This window comes from Flagellimonas baculiformis (assembly GCF_033441575.1).
GTDB classification, from domain to species: Bacteria; Bacteroidota; Bacteroidia; order Flavobacteriales; family Flavobacteriaceae; genus Flagellimonas; species Flagellimonas baculiformis.
Genome location: NZ_JAUZVW010000005.1, coordinates 148,286 through 165,601, shown reverse-complemented (window position 1 = coordinate 165,601; position 17,316 = coordinate 148,286). Strand labels below are relative to the sequence as shown.

Here is a 17,316-nt window from a genome sequence, read left to right as displayed (position 1 = left end):
ATATTCATCAGTGTTATATGTTCAATAATATTCTATAAAACTAGAAGAGCTCGGTGCAAGAACATTGAGCGAGAACCTCTAAACAATCCTAAAAATTGCCCGCTACCCGATGGAGAAGGAAATCATCATTAGCCGGTTATTGGCGGTACTTGATCCTAGCAAAATATGAATCAAAATCCGCAGTCTTAATAAATGATTACAGCAGATTTAACAAATAGCACAAGTGCAAGAGTACTCATGAACCATTACCACGAACACTTAGCCCATCTATTGCAGAGGAAATCCCATTTAATTCCTAAAACTTTTTGTTTTAATCGTACTGACAATACAATTATCAGCTATACATCGGATGGTTATAAAATCTCTACGCTGCGAAAAACAACATGGTCACCACCGTACAACTAGAAGAAATACAATCTAAGTTAAATTGGGAGTCGGCTATGGTGCATGGTATTTTTGAAAAACTTTAAGTCAGCATTGCAAAGCAAAAGCTAGACCTATTTATCAAAGGCGTTAAAAACATTATAAAACAGGAAAAAGTCGAGTTTAGCAACGAAATTTCAAGTAAATTATAGTACGGAGGAATTCTTATTTATTCCCGTATTAAAATACTGTCATTTATGGAAAAACAGAGGAAAGATGAACGCCACATCAATAATGGGACAGAGTAATAACGTAATTTAAAAAAACATAAAATGGGAAAATTGATATTGGTAAGACATGGAAAAAGTGAGTGGAACCTGAAAAATATATTTACAGGATGGACGGATATCGACCTTGCCGCGGAAGGCATTGAAGAAGCCAAAAATGCGGGTGAGATTTTGAAACGCAATACTATTGAAATAGATATATGTTTTTCCTCCTACCTAAAACGCGCCATCCGCACGGCTTGGATTTTATTGGAAACGGCCGAACAGATGCACGTGGACACCCGTTACCATTGGAAACTGAACGAACGGCACTACGGGGATTGGCAGGGTAAGAATAAGGAAGAGGTGCGCAATTCGATAGGGGAAGATTACTTTTTGAATGTTCGAAGGGGATATGACGCGCCGCCCCCGATTCTATCCAAGGAAGATGAGCGAAATCCGAAATTTGATCCGAAATATAGCCGGGTAAATCCCTCTGTGCTGCCCTTGGGCGAATCATTAAAGGATACCTCGAAAAGGGTCGTCAATTACTTTTTTGAGGCAATTGCGGCCCAATTGGCAAAGGATAGGACTATACTTATCTCCGCACACGGAAATTCATTGCGCGCCTTGATAGCGCATCTAGAACATATTTCGACTCTCGATATTGAAAAAGTGGAAGTTAATACTGGGGTTCCTCATCTCTATGAATTTGATGGCAATCTGAACATATTGAATCATCACCGATTAAAATAGGGAAACAACTACTTTAGAAATCCTTAAAATAATCAGAATGATCGCTCTTAAAATAATTCAAAAAGCTGCAAGAGCACTATGGCGGTAAGAACAAACTGAGATGTTAAGTCATGCTAAAACAAACAATTTACAAATTATCAATTTCCTTGATGGTTATATGGGGATGTAACGACGATGACCAAAGTCCAGAACAGGTTAATCTGTTATTTACTGAAGATAATCTTGCAGGAGATTGGAAAAGGATGGCCGAATTTAAAGGGCGGCCCAATGATTCATTGGGATTGTCGGAACCAACAGAAGATCTATTTGCCCAATTCGAAAATTGCCGAAAAGATGATATAATCCGATATGTCAAGGCAACACAGCAAGAAGGAAACACTTATTTCTGGGGAATCGGGGAAGTGGCATGTCATAACCAGATAGCCAACTCATTTATAGAAATTGGCACTTGGACTATTCAGGAATCAGGGAAACTAAACCGCTTTTATTCGGATGTTGGCGAACCCTATATCGTAGTCTTATTAACGGGTAAACAATTGCGTATTCGAAAAGAATCGGGTACAAAAGAACCGGAAGGGGTCATTTACGAATTTACGGAGTATGTGCGGTCGAAATAGTGAAAAAAACTGAGGGAAAAGACGTAACCAAAGGACACTATCCCAACAAGTGTGTAAGTTTAGACTAACAGGGGTTTGACTTTTATTTAAAGCCGGATCCTTTTTTCATAGATCGCAAGGAACTGGTTCAGGATGATGCATCGTCCTGATGGGCATCTACCATTTCTTGGTGGCCTACCTTGTGACCAAATATTCGGATTTCATTTCCGCGTCGTCGGTCGGGAAGGAGAGCTTGTTCTTGGTGTACCTCCTGATCTTTCGGTTGAGGTTCTCGATAAGGTTGGTGGTATAGATAATCTTCTGTATCTCCAAGGGGAACTCGAAGAACACGGTAAGTTCGTCCCAGTTCTCCCTCCAGCTCTTGATTGCATAGGGATTTGCCTACCGTTTATTGGCGGAGCTCTCCAAGGGAGCTTTTCATTGGGGGCGTTGTATTTTGTCACTTGCCCATATACTGTACGGCACATTCAAGGGCGGATCTGGCCGTTTTTGAAAAATCGAAAAGAACGAGAATGGTCGCGATTTTCTTCATGATCCACACTTTTTAATGGTTCAAGAAAAAATAGTCAGTGACTTTTGCAGAAAATATGACAATTATCATGTCATAGGAAAATAGGTCTTTTTAGTATTGTGTTCGAGAAAGAAAACTTCATTTTAGCGCAGGAATTTTCAATGGATATAGGGTCTATATGCCTTCTTTAAATTTTAGGTTATGAAGGGGTTACGATTTCGGAAACATTTAAAAACGTATGGTAAAATGCTTTCTTTTGATTTGGACTAAGTACCTTTTGGATGCATTGCCCTTATGGGTTTTTGGAAAAGTAATCGAACCCCTATTCCCGAACGCGATGAACCGCCATAAATGAAGCCTACCATGTTCTTCCACCCTTTTCGATTCATTTGGCCCAATGGGATTTTTGTATTGGCTTCCCTGCTTCTTATCACGGCGAAACTTTCAGGGCAAACCACTCAAACAATCGAATCGGAAACCCGAACGCTCCAATTCTACCTGAAATACGATAAGACCCGTTGGTTCGCTTTCCATACCTATGCCCAACTGTGGACACGACTGAACGATAACAATCCGGGAAGCCTTGTTTCCGAAGAGCTTCAAGACCGAACCTTTGATATTTCGGTACGGCGATTCCGGTTGGGCTTTCAGGCGCAGCTTAGCGAAAGACTTTTGATCTATTCACAACTGGGCATCAACAACCTCAATTATTTATCGCCGCGCGGCACATCGTTGGACCTTTTGGATGCCTATGCAGAATATTCCTTTTCGCGATCGATATCCATTGGTGCGGGAAAAACGGCTTGGACGGGACTTTCAAGATACTCCGCCCCCAATACTTCAAAACTGCTTTCCTACGATCTTGTATTGCTCGCCCTGCCAACGGATGACGAAACCGACGATCTTATTCGAAAGCTGAGTATATATGCCAAAGGAAAACTGGGCCAACTGGATTATCGGTTGGTGGCCTCCAAACCTTTTTCTCCGGGCAATAGTCCCAATTTTGACGGGGAGCTGACAGAAAATGTAGCCAAGTTCAACGATAAGAGCAATGAGGGTGTTTATTCCAGCTATCTAAAATGGGAATTCCTAGACGCCGAACCGAACGACATTCCATTTTCCGACGGTACCTACCTCGGCAAAAAAAACGTATTGAGTATTGGTATAGGAGCGGAGTTTCAAAATGATGCACTGTCATCCTTACAAAGCGGAAGGGAACAAGACCACGATATGATGCTATGGACCGTAGATATCTTTTTGGATAAACCTATCGACACCAAAAAGAATACGGTACTGACAGCCTATTTGGGCTACTATAATTACGATTTTGGACCCAACTATATTCGGAATACCGGCGCGAACAACCCTATAAAAGAGGTCGATGCCAACCTTGCCTCGTTCAACGGGCCGGGAAATGCCTTTCCCGTAGTGGGTACGGGAAGCTCTTTTTTCGGCCAGGCGGGATATTTATTTCCAAAAATGGGCAATAGCGAAGACCGTGGGCAACTACAGCCCTACGTATCTCTTCAATACTCCAATTTCGAACGACTGAAAAACCCTATGTTTTACTATGATATTGGAATCAATTGGTTGCTCAAGGGGCATCTTTCCAAGTTTTCCCTCAATCTTCAGAACCGTCCCATTTTTCAATCGACCGCACAAGGTCTCGAATCGAATGATCGAAACTGGTCGGCGGTACTGCAATATATCATACGATTGGAATGAGACCGAACCGAATCTTTTATATGATACTTTTTCTTTTCCTGAACAGTGCCGGAACAGTTTCCGTTATGTCCCAAAAGAAATCGGGCAATGAACCGCTACGTTTATACTTGAATGCCAATGGAACCCAGTGGCTACAGTTCAGTTCGTACTTGCAACTTTGGGGGCGGGTCAACGAGAACAATCCTGGTAGCACCGTAAACGATGAATTGGAAAACGTAACCACCGATATCTCGATACGCCGATTTCGATTGGGGGTTTCCTCCTCGCCTTGGGCGAAAACCTATGTTTCGTTTCAATTAGGGGTCAATAACCTGAACTATCTTTCCCCCCGCGGCACGTCGGTCGATCTATTGGATGCCTACGTACAATACGATTTTTCCGAATATTTGGGAATAGGCGCCGGCAAATCGGCTTGGAACGGGCTATCGCGCTATACCTCACCCAGTTCTTCCAAACTTATGGGGTACGACCTCACTTTCGTTGCCCTTCCGACCCTTGACAGTACCGATGACTTGATCCGAAAATTAAGCCTCTTTGCCAAGGGAAAGATAGGTGCCTTTGACTATCGCCTTGTGCTGGCAAAGCCATTATCGGTGCGGAACAGCAGTTCATTCAACCCAGAACCTGCGGAGAAATTGGCACGTTTTACCGATAACCGGCCGAAGCTACAGTATTCAGGCTACTTAAAATATGAGTTTTTGGAACGGGAGAGCAATACGAGTCCTTTTCACACCGGCACTTATCTCGGTGGTAAAAAAGTGTTGAACCTCGGAGCGGGCTTTACGTTTCAGGCCGATGCGCTTTGGTCATTGGAAGATGGCGACGAACGCTATCACGATCTAAAGCTTTTCGCCTCGGATATTTTCTTAGATCTTCCCCTAGGTTCCAACAAACAAAAGGCTATTACCTGTTATTTGGGATATTTCAACTTTAATTTCGGGCCGAATTACATACGGCTTTTAGGAGCCAACAACCCCACAAATGGCGTTCGGCCCGAAATGGCCTCCTTTAACGGGAGGGGTAATGCATTCCCTGTATCAGGAACGGGCGAGGCGGTCTTTGGGCAATTCGGTTATCTTTTTCCCAAAATGGGTGCCGGCGGTAGCATGGGGCGGTTACAACCTTATCTTTCAGGGCAATATTCGGAGTTTGAGGGTTTCGCAAATTCCATCGTTCAATATGACCTTGGCGTAAACTGGTATTTTAACGGACACCTGTCCAAACTTTCGTTCAACGCCCAGAACCGGCCTATTTTGTTCGATTCGGGAAATGGTTTAGCGGCGCAAGATCGCAAATGGATGCTCGTACTGCAATATCAGTACAGGATGGAGTAAGGGTTGTTTAAGGGACGACCATCAAAACCAAAAATCGGTCCTTGGGCGACCTCCCGGTAAACTTTACGGGGTCGATACAGAGCGTTCCGTTTTCGGTTTCGGTGCCCATACCTTTATCCACCGTCAATTTTTAAAAGGTATCCCCGTCCAAATTTCAATGTGCAGTGATGTCTTACAACCCGGATTTTTAAGGTCTTTGTTTTGAGCTGTTTTTATATGGTGTTTCTTCCATAATAATTAGGTTTCAGTGTCGTTATCCTGTCGTCATTACAGCTGAGCCCATTGAGCGAATGGGGACATAGTTTATTGATTAAATCGTTTTAATTTAATCAATGGCCAGTACGGGCACTTGGGAGTGTACTGCCAAAAATCGTGTCAACTGTCCTTCGGAAGGTTCGCCGTGCATTGCATGGTTTCTGGGCAGGATGGCGATGAGATCGATATCGTTTTTCGACACATAGGTCAATATCCCCTTGGCCACGTCCTTGTTATTGATAAAAACACGTTCCGCATAAAAATTTTCAAGATAGTACTCCACCGTATTCTCATTTTTTTCCTCTTCCTCGGAATAGCCGTAGCTGCCGGGGCGGTTCTTTACCGTTACCACATGGACCTTGGCGTTGAACCTTCGGGCAAACTTTAACAATATTCCCAAGGCTTCGGTATCGTCTATTTCTTCTTTTCCCAGCACTAGGGCAATGCACCGCATCCGGAAGTCAATGTTGCCTTTGGGCACTACCAAAACGGGGCAGTCAGCTGCCAAGACAAGCTTTGAGGTGTTTGTCTCATCCGAATTACCATCCATTCGGGAGCCTAAAGTACCCATGATGACTAGGTCGATTTGCCTGGTTTTTTGAATATCCAACAGCGACTGCGTCAACGATCCACCTTGTATTTTCCATTCCAATTTGTTTTTGAGCATCGGCCTGTATTTCTCCTCAAGCTTTGCGAAATTTTCGGGAAGCAATTCGAAATTGCTATGTCCGGAGATATAGGCCAAAATAATCTTTGTGTCGCCATTTCGTCCTATGAAGGCTACAGCGTATTCCAGTGCCCTTTTTGCACTTTCCGAAAAATCGAAGGGAATGAGAATAGTCGAAATTTTATCCATGATGCAAGGGTTTTTATTAATTGTTATAGACAAAATTACATGTCGATTGAGGCTCTAAAAATGACCATGGTCATACACTGTTGAAAAAATTTACGCTATAATTGATTCTTGAAAACAGGGAAGGTAAATTAGCGAAATATGGATTTAGTAGCAGGAGTAGATATCGGCGGTACCAAGACCAAGATCGGTCTGGTGGGCCAAAACGGCGAGTGCCACGAACAGCTATTTTTCAGAACACAGGAGTTTGAGAGTTTCGATGATTTTTTGGTTAGGATAAAGGATGGCATCGATGAACTTAAGGCAAAGATAAAGTCGCCAGTCAACCTGATCGGCTGCGGTATCGGAGCGCCCAATGCATCGAGCCGGAACGGCACCATCGAAAATGCCGCCAACCTCAAATGGAAAGGTTCGGTGCCGCTACTCGAAAAATTGAAGCAACGCATCGACCTGCCCATGAGGATCATGAACGATGCGAGTGCAGCGGCCTTGGGAGAAATGCTTTTCGGAAACGCCAAGGGCATGAATGACTTTATCGTCATCACTTTGGGCACCGGTTTCGGCGCGGGCATCGTCGCCAACGGAAAACTCATCGAGGGCTACGACGGTTTTGCCGGAGAGCTAGGCCATATCGATATGACCTTGGGAGATGGTCGATTGACTGGTCTCGGTATAAGGGGCGGACTGGAAGCCTATGTTTCCGCCACAGGCCTAAAACGCACCATAACACATATGCAAAGTAAGTATATGGACGAGAGCAGGTTCCGCAACATCGCCTATAACGACCTGCACGGCGAGGACATTACCAAGGCCGCCGAGGAAGGCGATCCCATCGCCTTAAAAGCCTTTGATTTTACCGCCAAAACCATGGCCTTGGCATTGGCCAACTTCACGGCCTTTACCCAGCCCGAGGCCTTCTTTTTGATGGGCGGCCTGGTCAATACCGGCAAATGGTTGATGGAACCCCTTCAGACCTATTTTGAGGAATATCTGTTGGAAGTGTACAAGGGGAAGGTAAAAATCCTGACTTCCGGTATGGAGGGAAAGACCGCTGCCATTTGTGGGGCAGCCGCATTGATTTGGGAGGAACGCCGGTAACGGAGCAGAAATCGAAATACCTCCCATTGGAATACCTTTAAAAAAAGGATAACCATCTACTGCAACACAATCCGCTCCTCCATTTCTATAATCCTATTGGTTTTTCATGATAATCGCGGTCTTGGGTCGCGATAAAAAGTGGGCAACATTGCAATGCCCAAACCGGGTTCTTAATCTGTTTACGTGATCGGCCAAGGTTGTACTCACCGATAAAATGGAACATCTCCAAGGCAAAAAGGCCAATGCCGTGGCCAAAACGATGTCGATCCGCCCCGTACCGGACATACGATAAATAAGATTGTAAAGATCAAGGTACTTATTCCCAAGGCCGGCATCCGGCTCGTCCTTTATTCCAATCAGTTCGATACCTAGTTGTTAAACGAGCCTCAATTTTTGGCCCTGCTTCGTTAAATAAAATATAAAGAAGTAATTTTAAGCTATGCGCGTTTTCGAAAAAAATAGCAACATTTTTAAGTTATTGTCCGAAGCGGTTTCAGAGGGCATTATCGTCATCAACGAGGAACAACTGATCGTGGCCGCCAATACGCGGGCCAGTGCTATGTTCGGCTATGAAAACGAAGCGCTCGTTGGCGAACCCTTGGAGGTCTTGATTCCGCAAACCTATAGCAAAGCCCACCAAACCCATGTCTCCGGATTTTATCGGAAACACGAACAGAGGCGAATGGCAGAAGGTCGTACCCTCTTCGGGTTACGAAAGAACAAAGACCAGTTTCCGTTGGAGGTCGGTCTCAATCCGTTTGTGCTCTATGGAAACACCTATGTGCTGGCCCTGGTCATCGATGTCACCGAACGGAAAAAAATCGAGGAAAGCCAAAAAATGAAGACCGCTGCCCTAGAAGCGGCCCTTAACGGTATTACCATTACAGATGCGTTACAAGAGGACAATCCCATCATCTATGCAAACACCGCCTTTGAAAAAATTACGGGATACGCAAAAGAGGAAATACTCGGTAGAAATTGTCGGTTCCTACAAGCTGGGGACCACGATCAAGAAGCCGTAAAAAAAATGTATGGTGCCATAAAAGAGGGCAAGGGCTGCCATGTACAGCTACGCAACTACAAAAAAGACGGTACGTTGTTCTGGAACGAGGTCTCTATCAACCCCATCGCCGACGAATCGGAACGGATAACCCATTATGTGGGCATTCAGAACGATATTACCGAGCGCAAGATGGCCGAACAGGAAATCGGGCATTTGGCCCGCATCTTTGATGAATCGCTAAACGAAATCTATGTCTTCGATGCACATACGCTGCAATTTATAAACGCCAATTACGGCGCACAGAAAAATACGGGTTATGTAATGGCGGAGTGTAAAAAAATGACCCCACTTGACCTAAAACCGGAATTCTCTGAGGATAAGTTCAGAAAACTGATATCCCCTCTACTCGACGGTTCCATGGAAAAAATGGATTTTGAGACCGTCCATCGGCGAAAGGACGGTACCACCTATCCAGTAGAGGTTCACCTGCAAATATCGTCGTTGGGCGACAAGCAGGTAATCGTGGCCATTATTCTGGATATTTCAGATCGTAAAGACTACACCCAAAAACTCGAAAAGACCGTTGAGCGACGAACGGAACAGCTAAAAAAAGCTCTGGAAACCGAAAAGGAACTGAACGATCTCAAGACCAAATTCCTCTCCTTGGTATCGCATGAATTCAAAACGCCCCTGAGCGGTATTTTGACTTCCACCATTTTAGTGGGAAAATATACCGAGAAAGACCAGCAAGAAAAAAGGGAAAAGCACTTGAAGACCATCACTGGAATGGTACACCACCTGACCCAAATATTGGACGATTTCCTGTCCATGGAGCAATTGGAAAAAGGTAAGGAGGTCTACCACCATTCCGAATTTTCGTTGAGCAAGCTGGTCAACGAAGTCATCTACAATGCGAATATGCTGCTCAAAAACGGGCAACGGATCAACTATCCGCAGAATATCGATGATGTAAGTATCTGCCAGGACGAAAAAATAATGGCCCTTGTGCTGACCAACCTTTTGACCAACGCCGTAAAATATTCCCAAGAAGATACAGAAATAGATTTAAAGGTAGATTTAATGGCGGATAAGATTATTATTCATGTTAAGGATCAAGGCATCGGCATCCCTGAAAAAGACCAAAAACATATTTTCGACCGCTATTTTAGGGCTGAAAACGTATTGACGACCCAAGGTACGGGCATCGGGCTCAATATGATAAAGGCGCATGTGGAGAATTTAGGAGGAAGTATTTTCTTTATTAGCAAACAAAACAAAGGGAGTACTTTTACAGTGGAACTACCTTTGGGAAAAGCCCCCTAGCCCACAAAGGGGAAATAATGACGGTTTTTAAAAAGTGGGCAGTTGCAGTTGGCTGTGAAAAAGTTAGGAGTTCAGAATTATGCGTTTAAAGAAGATATTACTTATCGAAGACGATACCGTGCTACGGGAAAATACGGCCGAACTGTTGGAACTTTCCAATTATGAAGTACGAACGGCGGCCAATGGAAAAAAGGGCGTACAACTGGCCATGGAATACCTTCCCGATGTAATCGTCTGTGATATCATGATGCCCGAACTGGACGGTTATGGGGTTTTGGAGGCGCTATCACAAGATGCCAAGACAAAGTACATCCCTTTTATTTTCCTTTCGGCAAAGACGGAGCGAAAAGATGTTCGAAAGGGCATGCAACTGGGCGCCGACGACTACTTGACCAAGCCCTTTGAGGAGGCCGAACTGATAGGTGCCATCGAGAGTAGGCTGGCGAAAATGGCGATATTAAAAGACGGAAGTACAGGAAAACCCCGTTCAGAAAAGTCTTTGGGCACATGGCCCAAGACCATTCACCACCTCAAAAACTACATAGACGACCATGGGCAGGAATACAGTTTCGGTGTGGGAGAAAACATCTACCGAGAGGGCATGTATTCCACTACGTTCTATTTGGTACTAAAGGGAATCGTAAAGACCCATAAACTGGACAGCAATGGCAAGGAACTGATTACGGGCATCTACAGGCCCGATGATTTTTTCGGTTTTATTTGCTTTACGGGGCCCACCACCCATACCGAATATGCCACCGCTATGGAAACGACCAAGTTGGTCGGTATAACAACGAAAGAAGTTAAACATCTTCTGGAAAGAAACCACGGCCTGACGATGGAACTGATGCAATTTCTTTCCGGGAATCTTTCCAAAACCAAAGAACAATTGCTAGAAATGGCCTACGGGTCCGTCCGCAGGAAAACGGCCAGTACCCTCCTCAAATTTGCCGAAAAATTGCAAAAAGACCCGAAGGGCAACCTACACGTACTACGTAGCGATCTTGCCGGCGTGGCAGGTGTGGCCACCGAGACCTTGATCCGTACCCTTTCCAGTTTTAAAAAGGAAGGCCTCATCCAGATCGAGGGCCGCAATCTCAGGATCGTTGATGTGGATAGGTTGAGGCGAGTGGATTAAATTTTTCTCCTTCCGAACATGACCATAATCATATTATGTGGGTTTTGAAGGCTTTAATTTTACGGCAATACCAAAATTTAGGCTGGAATGAAGCAGATCTTGATCCCCACCGATTTCTCCGACAACGCATGGAACGCCATAAAATACGGCCTTGAAATGTTCAAAAAAACGCGATGTACTTTTTACCTCATGCACGTCAACACTATTCCACACTATTCTGGTGCGGGGATGGCGGTAGGTGCAGCGGGTGAAAACATTAATACTATCATTCTAAAGGATAGCAAAGAAAAACTTCGGCGATTGTTGGATCGCATAAAAAAGGAGATCCCCCTGAATACCGGACATACTTTTGTTCCCCTCGCCCTCTTCGATATTTTTGTGGATGCCATAAAACGGCAATCTGAAAACAAAAGGATCGACCTGATCATTATGGGTACCAAAGGCGCAACGGGGTTAAAAAAAGCTACCATCGGAAGCAATACCGGCGATGTGATCACTAGGGTAAAATGTCCGTTATTGGCAATTCCCGAAAATGCGGAATATGCCGCTCTCAAGGAAATCGCATTTCCTACCGATTACCAGATCGGTTACGATATGAATGTATTGGATACTCTGATCGAAATGCTTGCGATGAACAAGACCAAACTCAGCATTTTGCATATCTCTAAAACTGTAAAGGAGTTGAGCGAGGAGCAACATAACAACAAGAATTTTCTTCACGACTATCTCGTAGATGTCGATCATAGTTTTCATTCGGTAACAGGCCAAAGTCTTGAAACTGCTATCCAACACTTTGTCGAAAGCAGGGATATTGATATGATTGCTATGGTTGCCAAGAACCTAAATTTCTTCCAACGGATTTTATTTCGACCGGAAGTGGAGAAGATCAGCTATCATACCGAGGTGCCTTTTTTGGTGCTACATGAATGAAAAATATTTCAGGTTTCCCTGGTTTCAAGCTTAAGATCAAGAAAAATAGTTGGTCAATAGTAAGGGGGGCTTTATTAAAGGGGGGTACCCTGAATACGACCGCCCCATTTTTTAAACTGACGAATATCACGGTTTTTGACTGGTGCCCCAATTATTTTGGCCCAATCTAGAATTTTAAAACGATGAAAAAAATAATCCTACCAACCGATTTTTCCGAAAATGCGTATAATGCCATCCGTTATGCAGTACAGTTGTTTAATGATGTGCAGACTACTTTTTATTTGCTCCACACCTATACCCCGGCCATCTACCAGACGGAATATGTATTGCAAAGTCCCGGTCAGATCGGGCTGGGCGATTCATACCAAGAAAGTTCCCAAAGCCGACTGGAAGAACTGAAAACCAAGCTCGAAGAAGAATTCGATGATCCAGCACATATTTTTATACCCCATAGCGCCTTGAATTTTTTGGTAGACGAAGTAATTCAGACCGTAAAAAACGAAAAGGCCGACCTTGTTATCATGGGTACCCAAGGGGCAACGGGGGCGAAAGAATTATTGTTGGGCACGCAAACAGTACATGTCATCAAAAAAGCGACCTGCCCGGTTATCGCGGTACCTTCAGGCCATGAGTATGAAAATCCAACGAAAATCCTCTTTCCGACCGATTATGAGATCGATTATCAAAAAGAACAGTTGCAACAACTTTTGAACATTGCTATAAGCCATAGTGGCGATATAGAGATAATACACGTTTCCTCGGGCTTTGACTTGACACAAAATCAACTGAAGAACAAACAAAAACTAAAGGATGTTCTTAACGGGATTGCCCACCTGTTCCACGATTTGCCGAGCCAGGAAATAATTACTGCCATTAACGGTTTTCAGGTAAAGAAACGAACGAACCTCTTGGTCATGGTACAGAACAGGCATACTTTTTTGGAGCGGTTGTTCATTGAGCCTACCATTAAAAAGATAGGGTTTCATATTACCTTTCCCTTTATGGTCATTCCACATTTAGATAAATAGTATTTATTTGCAATCGTAGATCGCTAAGAGATATTAAAAATTTAATCAAAAATGCCACCACATTCATTATTTATAGCATAGAACTCATTGAAAAATTAAAATCAAGCACTTCTAATATGAAATGATTCTTTGATAATGATTTCAATATCTTCCTTCAAAAAGTTTGAACTGTGTCCTCTTGAGGTCACATTAAAAGCCTGCAAGTTTTTGCAGGCTTTTTAAATATCAGATTTACCTACAGGCAAATAGGTTTCGGCTCTGAGGGTTGGGCATTCAAACCCCTGTCTGCCGACAGACAGGCTCCTGTAGTCACAGATAAAGAAAAAGCAGACATTTTGCCTGCTTTTTTTACTTATTGCTGTAATTCAAACAAACTGAGGGCATCATCGTATTACTGGCCAAATCATCGACTTGTATTGTTAGTGGGAGCTGTCACATATTTTATTTTATCGAATAGTTATTGTTGTTCTTCCATTTGAGGAGTATGGATGGATATCCACTTGCGAATAGGCCGTTTGAAGAAATGGAAGTGGTTTTGAAGGCAAGAAAAATGATTAATTTGAATTTTATGGTACATCCATGAAAGGAATAAAAAAACCTTCGGACTAATCCCAACAAGACCGTCGGATTTTCCAAGTTGGTTTTATGGAACATCACTATACAGATATGAAAAAAACAATTTTCGCTCTCTTTTTGATGCTTGGGGCTTTGGTCCAGGCACAGACCATTGATTACAACATCCAAAAGGGCTACGCCGCCAATGGATATGACGTGGTGTCCTATTTTTCAGGCAAGGCCCAAGAAGGACTCAAGGAATACACCACTACTTATGATGGCGTAAAATATAAGTTCATAAGCCAGTCCAATATGGAAAAGTTTACTGCGGACCCCCAAAAATACCTACCTGAATATGGCGGTTACTGCGCCTATGCCGTGGCTGTTTCTGGGAAAAAAGTAAAGGTGGACCCGGAAACTTTTGAGATCAGGCAGGGGAAATTGTACCTGTTCTACAATGTCGGTAAAACCAATACGCTGGACTTGTGGCTCAATGAATCTCCAAATGAACTGAAGGCCAAGGCAGATGGGAACTGGAAAAAGATAAAGAATCCGTAACATTCCGAGCAAATCCAAGTCTAACGGTTAGGGTTCCTCTGTTGTTGAGATACAAAGTATCCTTGTTTCGGGGCCCTGTTAACCATTAATTCCCAATATGTCCGACTACGCAAAAGTCTGTTTGTATGGTTTATTGATCAGCTTCGTTGGGGCACTGCCCTTTGGAACACTGAATCTCACGGCTTTCGATATTGCGGCATCCCAAGGGTTGGTATCGGCAAGCTGGTTCGCTTTGGCTGTGATCCTAGTGGAACTTTCGGTGGTCAGGCTTGCCCTATATGGCAGTGAAAGATTGCATCTGGGGAAAAGAGCCATGGGCTACATACTTCCTCTTGGCGTTGTGTTGTTGCTCTACCTGTCGCTGACCAGTTTTTTGGACATGTCCAGAATGCAGACTACAGATTCCACTGCTGATTTCTTTCCACAGATAAAATCGACCTTTGTGCTCGGACTGTTGCTGAGCGCCCTGAATCCCTTGCAGTTCCCTTTTTGGCTGACGTGGAACAAAGTGCTGGACCATAAGGGAATTTTACAGAACACAAGCCTTCATTATATATTTTATATTATGGGAATCGGTTTGGGTACCCTTACCGGATTGGGAATTTTTATTGCTATGGGGAAATTCATCTTTTCCAACTACGACCAGTACCATGACATCACAAATCTTTTTATGGGACTATTGTACCTTGGATTTTCTTTCTATCTTATGTTCATTATCATCAAAAAACGAATTAATTACAAAATCGAGTAAGTATGTTCAAATCTTCCTTGGATACCCTTGAGCAGTTTAAGCACATCCTTTTGGGATTGCCCACCGATTGCTACGCACAGTCATGTAGTGTTCTCTCCGACTCCAGTATTGGCCAGCATACCCGCCATATCATCGAGCTGTACCTTTGCTTGATCAATGGCTATGAGGCCGCCGATGTTTCCTACGACCGTCGGGAACGTAATTTGAAAATCGCCGAAGAGCTCCCCTTGGCCATTGAGCAATTGACTTGGATACAGGGCCAACTGGAACGCCCCAACAAGCCCATAAAGGTCAATTATGAACTGGGAGGTGAAGATGTCTGTCTGGATTCCAATTATCACAGGGAGGTCATGTACAATCTGGAGCATACCATTCACCACCATGCACTCATTAAAGTGGGCATACAATATCTAACTGAAAAGCAGCTTCCGGAGTCCTTTGGAGTGGCCCCTTCCACCATCCAATACAGAAAGGCATGTGCACAGTAAGTTTTGTTCCCGCCGGAAAAAAATACATCATCACTTCCAATAGGGATGAGCACATATCCCGACCGTTGGCCCATGAGCCCAAGGAAGAGACCATAGGCTCCTTTAAAGTGCTTTTTCCCAAAGACCCCAAGGCCGGTGGCACTTGGTTTGCCCTCAACGAAATGGGGGCCGCTGCGGTGCTGTTGAACGGTGCCTTTGTGAGGCACAGCCCCAATGGAAACTATGCGAGGAGCCGTGGGTTGGTACTTTTGGACGTAATCGGTGCCAAAGACCCACAGAGTTTGCTCTGGAAAATGGACTTGCACAACATCGAACCTTTCACACTGATATTGTTCCATGCCGAACTATTGGAATTCAGATGGGATGGCGGACAAAAATATTTCAGACCGTTGGATAAGTCCAAAAACCATATCTGGTCGTCGGCGACCCTTTATGACGATGCTGTTATAGCCCATCGGGCCTCGTTGTTCGATGGATTTATGGAAAGAACCCATCCAGTTGAAGCATCGGATATGGTGGATTTCCATACCAACAACCATGATGATTTTCAGAACGGATTTGTCATAGACAGAAAAACGGGGTTGAAGACCTTCAGTGTCACCCAGGCCATACTGGAGCATGAAGAGCAGAGCCTTTTGAAGCACATCGACCTGCTGAACGACAAGGTCTTTGAAGTCTCTTTTTCACCGAACCAACTCACCGTTTAAAGAATGGATGCCCTGAAATTGAAGTGGCACAAGCTCACGCATTGGGAATATTGGCCGTTGTGGGCCGTTTATTATCCATTGTTCCCGGTTTGGCTCTACTATTCCCTAAAAGCACGTTCCCTTTTCTTTTTCAATGCCGCCAATCCCAGCATGAAAAATGGGGGGATGGCCATGGAGTCCAAAATGTCGATTTATGGACTGATACCCCGACAATACATTCCCAATACCGTGTTCCTGGCCAAGGATGAAGCTCCCGAAGCGGCCTTGGAACGGATTTTGGCCACTGGTATATCCTTTCCATTTATTGCCAAGCCCGATATTGGCATGAAATCCTTCGGGGTGGAAAAAATATATGATGAGCAGCAGTTCAGGGAATATGCCCTGAAAACCCCTTCCCACTACTTGGCGCAGGAACTGATCCCCTATCATCAGGAAGTGGGTATTTTTTATGTCAGAAAACCAGGAGAGGCCCTCGGAAAGGTTACGGGAATCGTGTCCAAGGAATTTCTTTCCGTTGTTGGGGACGGAAGGAGCACCATCTTGGAACTCATCAAGAGAAACCCGAGAAGCCATCTGCAATTGCATAGATTGAAGGAAAAGTTGGGAGAGCGGCTCCACACTATTTTGAAAGAGGGTGAAGAATATATCTTGGTTCCCTACGGAAGCCATACACGGGGTGCCAAGTTTGTGGACATCAGCCATCAATTGAACGATGCACTTGCCAAGACCATAAATGAGATCTGCGTGCCCATGGAAGATTTTCATTACGGAAGGTTGGATGTGCTCTACCATACTTTTGAAGACCTCTGCCAAGGCAAAAATTTCAGCGTGATCGAAATCAATGGGGCAGGGGGCGAGGCCACCCATATCTACGACCCCAAGCATTCATTGTGGTTCGCATGGAGCGAGATAGCGCGGCATTGGGGCATGATGTGCGAAGTGAGCAGGCTCAACCACCAAAAGGGGCATTCATACTTAAGTTTCAGGGATGGCAGGGCCATGCTTCGGGAAAATGGAGCATTACAGGCACAGCTCAAGGCCATCTAAATGGGGGCAA

Annotated in this window: 16 protein-coding genes and 1 pseudogene; 14 read left to right on the top strand and 3 right to left on the bottom strand. The window is 44.3% G+C overall.

Features of this window, described 5'->3' with window-relative positions:
* The first annotated feature begins 695 nt into the window (after positions 1-695).
* Positions 696-1,385, top strand: coding sequence for a 2,3-bisphosphoglycerate-dependent phosphoglycerate mutase (locus tag SD450_RS09390; protein WP_119648657.1), 690 nt, complete (start codon positions 696-698; stop codon positions 1,383-1,385).
* A 110-nt stretch (positions 1,386-1,495) separates the two neighbouring features.
* A complete protein-coding gene (locus SD450_RS09385; RefSeq protein WP_318344299.1) occupies positions 1,496-2,002 on the top strand; it encodes a hypothetical protein in 507 nt (168 codons plus the stop codon).
* 86 nt (positions 2,003-2,088) lie between these two features.
* Here SD450_RS09385 and SD450_RS09380 read toward each other — a convergent pair.
* Positions 2,089-2,374: pseudogene (locus tag SD450_RS09380) on the bottom strand (transposase); the annotation flags it as partial.
* A gap of 490 nt (positions 2,375-2,864) precedes the next feature.
* On the opposite strand from SD450_RS09380, the gene SD450_RS09375 reads away from it, so the two are divergent.
* Together SD450_RS09375 and SD450_RS09370 are read left to right on the top strand one after the other, a co-directional pair.
* Positions 2,865-4,238, top strand: a complete 1,374-nt coding sequence (locus SD450_RS09375) for a hypothetical protein (protein WP_119648659.1) — start codon at positions 2,865-2,867, stop codon at positions 4,236-4,238.
* Positions 4,239-4,258: 20 nt separating this feature from the next.
* Positions 4,259-5,572, top strand: coding sequence for a hypothetical protein (locus SD450_RS09370; RefSeq protein WP_119648660.1), 1,314 nt, complete (start codon positions 4,259-4,261; stop codon positions 5,570-5,572).
* A 7-nt stretch (positions 5,573-5,579) separates the two neighbouring features.
* On the opposite strand, the gene SD450_RS09365 is transcribed toward SD450_RS09370, so the two are convergent.
* Both SD450_RS09365 and SD450_RS09360 read right to left on the bottom strand, forming a co-directional pair.
* Positions 5,580-5,693: a phosphoenolpyruvate carboxykinase (ATP) gene (locus tag SD450_RS09365; protein ID WP_220123533.1), complete on the bottom strand. Its 114-nt coding sequence runs from the start codon at positions 5,691-5,693 to the stop codon at positions 5,580-5,582.
* Between the two features lie 204 nt (positions 5,694-5,897).
* Complete coding sequence (locus SD450_RS09360) at positions 5,898-6,683, bottom strand: universal stress protein (RefSeq protein ID WP_318344298.1); 786 nt, start codon at positions 6,681-6,683, stop codon at positions 5,898-5,900.
* A gap of 138 nt (positions 6,684-6,821) precedes the next feature.
* Here SD450_RS09360 and SD450_RS09355 point away from each other — a divergent pair, with 138 nt between their 5' ends.
* The 10 genes from SD450_RS09355 to SD450_RS09310 all read left to right on the top strand — a co-directional run bounded on the left by SD450_RS09355 (position 6,822) and on the right by SD450_RS09310 (position 17,306).
* The gene (locus SD450_RS09355; protein ID WP_119648662.1) at positions 6,822-7,778 is read left to right on the top strand and encodes an ROK family protein; all 957 of its coding nucleotides are present in this window, start codon (positions 6,822-6,824) and stop codon (positions 7,776-7,778) included.
* 439 nt (positions 7,779-8,217) lie between these two features.
* A complete protein-coding gene (locus tag SD450_RS09350) occupies positions 8,218-10,104 on the top strand; it encodes a sensor histidine kinase (RefSeq protein WP_119648664.1) in 1,887 nt (628 codons plus the stop codon).
* A gap of 79 nt (positions 10,105-10,183) precedes the next feature.
* Entirely contained in the window at positions 10,184-11,242 is a 1,059-nt protein-coding gene (locus SD450_RS09345; protein WP_119648665.1) for a response regulator, read from the top strand.
* 87 nt (positions 11,243-11,329) lie between these two features.
* On the top strand, positions 11,330-12,172 hold the full coding sequence (locus SD450_RS09340; RefSeq protein WP_119648666.1) for a universal stress protein: 843 nt from the start codon (positions 11,330-11,332) through the stop codon (positions 12,170-12,172).
* A gap of 182 nt (positions 12,173-12,354) precedes the next feature.
* Complete coding sequence (locus SD450_RS09335) at positions 12,355-13,200, top strand: universal stress protein (protein ID WP_119648667.1); 846 nt, start codon at positions 12,355-12,357, stop codon at positions 13,198-13,200.
* Between the two features lie 666 nt (positions 13,201-13,866).
* Positions 13,867-14,313: a YHS domain-containing (seleno)protein gene (locus SD450_RS09330; protein ID WP_318344297.1), complete on the top strand. Its 447-nt coding sequence runs from the start codon at positions 13,867-13,869 to the stop codon at positions 14,311-14,313.
* A 97-nt stretch (positions 14,314-14,410) separates the two neighbouring features.
* Positions 14,411-15,064 carry a LysE family transporter gene (locus SD450_RS09325; protein WP_318344296.1) on the top strand — a complete coding sequence of 218 codons (654 nt, stop codon included), beginning with the start codon at positions 14,411-14,413 and terminating at the stop codon, positions 15,062-15,064.
* A 2-nt stretch (positions 15,065-15,066) separates the two neighbouring features.
* Positions 15,067-15,552: a DinB family protein gene (locus tag SD450_RS09320; RefSeq protein WP_318344295.1), complete on the top strand. Its 486-nt coding sequence runs from the start codon at positions 15,067-15,069 to the stop codon at positions 15,550-15,552.
* Positions 15,540-16,259 (top strand): NRDE family protein, encoded by a 720-nt coding sequence (locus SD450_RS09315; protein WP_318344294.1) that lies wholly within the window; start codon positions 15,540-15,542, stop codon positions 16,257-16,259. Before SD450_RS09320 ends, SD450_RS09315 begins: the two co-directional genes overlap by 13 nt.
* A 3-nt stretch (positions 16,260-16,262) precedes the next feature.
* The gene (locus SD450_RS09310) at positions 16,263-17,306 is read left to right on the top strand and encodes an ATP-grasp domain-containing protein (RefSeq protein WP_318344293.1); all 1,044 of its coding nucleotides are present in this window, start codon (positions 16,263-16,265) and stop codon (positions 17,304-17,306) included.
* Positions 17,307-17,316: the final 10 nt, after the last annotated feature.

Coding starts and splice junctions, on each gene's coding strand:
- SD450_RS09350 (WP_119648664.1), top strand. CDS start 8,218: ATGCGCGTTTTCGAAAAAAATAGCAACATTTTTAAGTTATTGTCCGAA.
- SD450_RS09340 (WP_119648666.1), top strand. CDS start 11,330: ATGAAGCAGATCTTGATCCCCACCGATTTCTCCGACAACGCATGGAAC.
- SD450_RS09325 (WP_318344296.1), top strand. CDS start 14,411: ATGTCCGACTACGCAAAAGTCTGTTTGTATGGTTTATTGATCAGCTTC.
- SD450_RS09335 (WP_119648667.1), top strand. CDS start 12,355: ATGAAAAAAATAATCCTACCAACCGATTTTTCCGAAAATGCGTATAAT.
- SD450_RS09355 (WP_119648662.1), top strand. CDS start 6,822: ATGGATTTAGTAGCAGGAGTAGATATCGGCGGTACCAAGACCAAGATC.
- SD450_RS09320 (WP_318344295.1), top strand. CDS start 15,067: ATGTTCAAATCTTCCTTGGATACCCTTGAGCAGTTTAAGCACATCCTT.
- SD450_RS09385 (WP_318344299.1), top strand. CDS start 1,496: ATGCTAAAACAAACAATTTACAAATTATCAATTTCCTTGATGGTTATA.
- SD450_RS09345 (WP_119648665.1), top strand. CDS start 10,184: ATGCGTTTAAAGAAGATATTACTTATCGAAGACGATACCGTGCTACGG.
- SD450_RS09310 (WP_318344293.1), top strand. CDS start 16,263: ATGGATGCCCTGAAATTGAAGTGGCACAAGCTCACGCATTGGGAATAT.
- SD450_RS09370 (WP_119648660.1), top strand. CDS start 4,259: ATGATACTTTTTCTTTTCCTGAACAGTGCCGGAACAGTTTCCGTTATG.
- SD450_RS09360 (WP_318344298.1), bottom strand. CDS start 6,683: ATGGATAAAATTTCGACTATTCTCATTCCCTTCGATTTTTCGGAAAGT.
- SD450_RS09330 (WP_318344297.1), top strand. CDS start 13,867: ATGAAAAAAACAATTTTCGCTCTCTTTTTGATGCTTGGGGCTTTGGTC.
- SD450_RS09390 (WP_119648657.1), top strand. CDS start 696: ATGGGAAAATTGATATTGGTAAGACATGGAAAAAGTGAGTGGAACCTG.
- SD450_RS09315 (WP_318344294.1), top strand. CDS start 15,540: ATGTGCACAGTAAGTTTTGTTCCCGCCGGAAAAAAATACATCATCACT.
- SD450_RS09375 (WP_119648659.1), top strand. CDS start 2,865: ATGAAGCCTACCATGTTCTTCCACCCTTTTCGATTCATTTGGCCCAAT.